Source organism: Microcystis sp. M49636_WE2, assembly GCF_030065375.1.
GTDB lineage: Bacteria > Cyanobacteriota > Cyanobacteriia > Cyanobacteriales > Microcystaceae > Microcystis > Microcystis aeruginosa_C.
The window spans coordinates 1-2,435 of sequence record NZ_JASJFG010001002.1; the positions used below are offsets into that span (position 1 = coordinate 1).

Sequence of the window (2,435 nt, forward strand, 5' to 3'; positions counted from 1 at the left end):
ATTTTAAGAACAGTTAACTGATTTAGTACACACCGAGAGGAACAAGAGCGTCATGGGTTTATTCGATCGCCTTAGCCGAGTTGTCCGAGCTAACCTCAATGATATGGTGAGCAAGGCTGAAGATCCAGAAAAAATGCTGGAGCAAGCTGTCAGTGATATGCAAGAGGATCTAGTACAGGTACGTCAAGCGGTTGCTAGAGCGATCGCAGAACAACGACAAACGGAACAAAAATACAGCAAAGACCAGTCAGAAGCCAATAAATGGGAACAAAGAGCCAAATTAGCCCTTTCTAAAGGGGATGAAACTCTCGCTCGGGAAGCTCTTAAACGCAAGAAAGATTGCACGGAAACCGCCGCCATTCTCAAAAATCAACTGGATCAGCAAACGGTACAGGTAGATAGTCTGAGAAAAAACTTGATCGCGCTCGAAAGTAAGATTTCTGAGGCAAAAACCAAGAAAAATATGTTAGTAGCTCGCTCCAGAGCCGCAAAAGCTAACGAACAAATCCAGAAAACCCTTGGCAGTATCAATACCAGTAGTTCCGTGGATGCTTTTGAGCGCATGGAAGAAAAAGTTATGCAGTTAGAAGCCAGTAGTCAAGCGATCGGTGAAATCACTGGTAGCGACATGGAACGTCAATTCGCTGCCCTAGAATCAGGTAGCGATGTGGAGGATGAATTAGCACTGCTAAAAGCACAAATGTCCGGGGGAGTATTACCCCCCAGCACAACTTCTAGTCAACCCACTTTACCCCAAGCAACCACCGTCAGGGATTCGGTAGTGGATGCAGAATTAGAGGAATTGCGATCGAAGTTGAAAGAACTGTAAAACTTTGAGAGCGTCGAGACGTACCATCTACGGTACGTCTCTAGTTATTAATTAATTTTGTTGTTGAGATAGGGAATAAGCTAAAACGCATTTTAACCGCCTATCCTTAGATTAGTTCTCTCCTCCGACGTCGGGGTAGGGTTGATTCATGAATCAACCCTACTATGAATTAACCCTAACATGAATCAACCCTAACATGAATTAACCCTAACATGAATCAACCCTAACATGAATTAACCCTAACATGAATTAACCCTAACATGAATCAACCCTAACATGAATTAACCCTACTATGAATTAACCCTAACATGAATTAACCCTACTATGAATTAACCCTAGGGGCAAGGGGGGGTGTTGCCTCTTGGCTCATCTCAACAAGCAATTTAAATACTTAACATCTTCTTAATTGCTAGTCATAATTAACCATCACTATTATGCGGGATGATTTATCTAATTTACGTTCCTCAATTATCGAAGTAATTGCCTTACAAAAAAGAGCCGAACAACAGTACAACCAGGCACAAGCTGAGGTTTTAAAATGGCAAGAAAGAGTTAAACTCGCCCTAGATAAAGGTGATGAGTCTCTGGCACAAGAAGCTAATATAAAGAAAAAACATCACATTAATACCGCAAATATTATTAAAAATCAACTGGAAAAACTGAATATCCAAGTTGATAAACTGAAAGAAAAATTGCCAATTTTAGAAAGAAAGATTAACCAACAAAGTCTCGGCAGTATAGATACTATTTACCCTTCAGCTTTTGAGCGCATGGAAGCAAAATTTATGCAGTTAGAATCCAGTAGTCAAGCGATTGGTGAATTGAGTCCTAGCGACATGGAACGGGGGTTCTTCTAGATTCTGTGTGATAAGTTTAACTTACTCTATGATCGATCGATCTTTGTGTCCTTTGTGTCTCTGTGGTTCGTTCCACTCACTGCCCCAAGACTGTATCTTAGAATACATTTTACCCACCAAACCTGGGAGAGCCGAACGGGTATTCGTTGGACTAGAAGCGAGTAGCGATGTGGATGATGAATTAGCACTGCTAAAAGCACGAATGTTACTGGGTAAAACTGCCTATCCACCTACCCTTAAGGATTCAGCAGTAGATGCAGAATTAGAGCAATTGCGATCGAAGTTAAAAGAAATGTAAAACTTTGAGATTGTCGAGACGTATTACAGCCCTTCTCATCAATATGAAGTATAGCCTAATCTGGTATCTAAGACCGAAGACTGGCTAATGTTAAGCGTTTCTGCGTTTCCCAGAACGAAAACCTCGTACCTCATCATTAGAAAAAAAATCCCAAACAATGCCGCTCAAAACCCTTTAATTCTGAAGATAATCCTAAGATTCAGCCCGAAAAAGAGCCAGAAAGGTGAGGATAGCTAGGATGGAAGTGAAAAGCAATTTTGACTCGAAATTATCCCAAGGGATCGATCGCATTTAACGAAACCCTTACCCTAACAGCATAAGACAAGAGAAGGACTTACTAAGGAGAAACCCAGCCATGAAAATCGGCGTAATCAAAGAAAGTGACCAAGGCGAGGCGCGGGTGGCGCTAGTGCCGGATACCGTCGCCCGTTTAGTCAAGGCGGGATTTGAG

The 2,435-nt window shown here is 41.8% G+C and carries 3 protein-coding genes; all 3 read left to right on the plus strand.

Annotated elements, in window-relative coordinates:
- Nucleotides 1-52 precede the first annotated feature (52 nt).
- The gene (locus PX484_RS22970; protein WP_002801277.1) at nucleotides 53-829 is read left to right on the plus strand and encodes a PspA/IM30 family protein; all 777 of its coding nucleotides are present in this window, start codon (nucleotides 53-55) and stop codon (nucleotides 827-829) included.
- Nucleotides 830-1,263: 434 nt separating this feature from the next.
- On the plus strand, nucleotides 1,264-1,686 hold the full coding sequence (locus PX484_RS22975) for a PspA/IM30 family protein (protein ID WP_287668713.1): 423 nt from the start codon (nucleotides 1,264-1,266) through the stop codon (nucleotides 1,684-1,686).
- Nucleotides 1,687-1,714: 28 nt separating this feature from the next.
- A complete protein-coding gene (locus PX484_RS22980; protein WP_353845711.1) occupies nucleotides 1,715-1,984 on the plus strand; it encodes a hypothetical protein in 270 nt (89 codons plus the stop codon).
- Nucleotides 1,985-2,435 lie beyond the last annotated feature (451 nt).

Bases quoted from the DNA above. Each gene is read 5' to 3' on its own strand.
- PX484_RS22970 (WP_002801277.1), top strand. From the start codon at position 53: ATGGGTTTATTCGATCGCCTTAGCCGAGTTGTCCGAGCTAACCTCAAT.
- PX484_RS22975 (WP_287668713.1), top strand. From the start codon at position 1,264: ATGCGGGATGATTTATCTAATTTACGTTCCTCAATTATCGAAGTAATT.
- PX484_RS22980 (WP_353845711.1), top strand. From the start codon at position 1,715: ATGATCGATCGATCTTTGTGTCCTTTGTGTCTCTGTGGTTCGTTCCAC.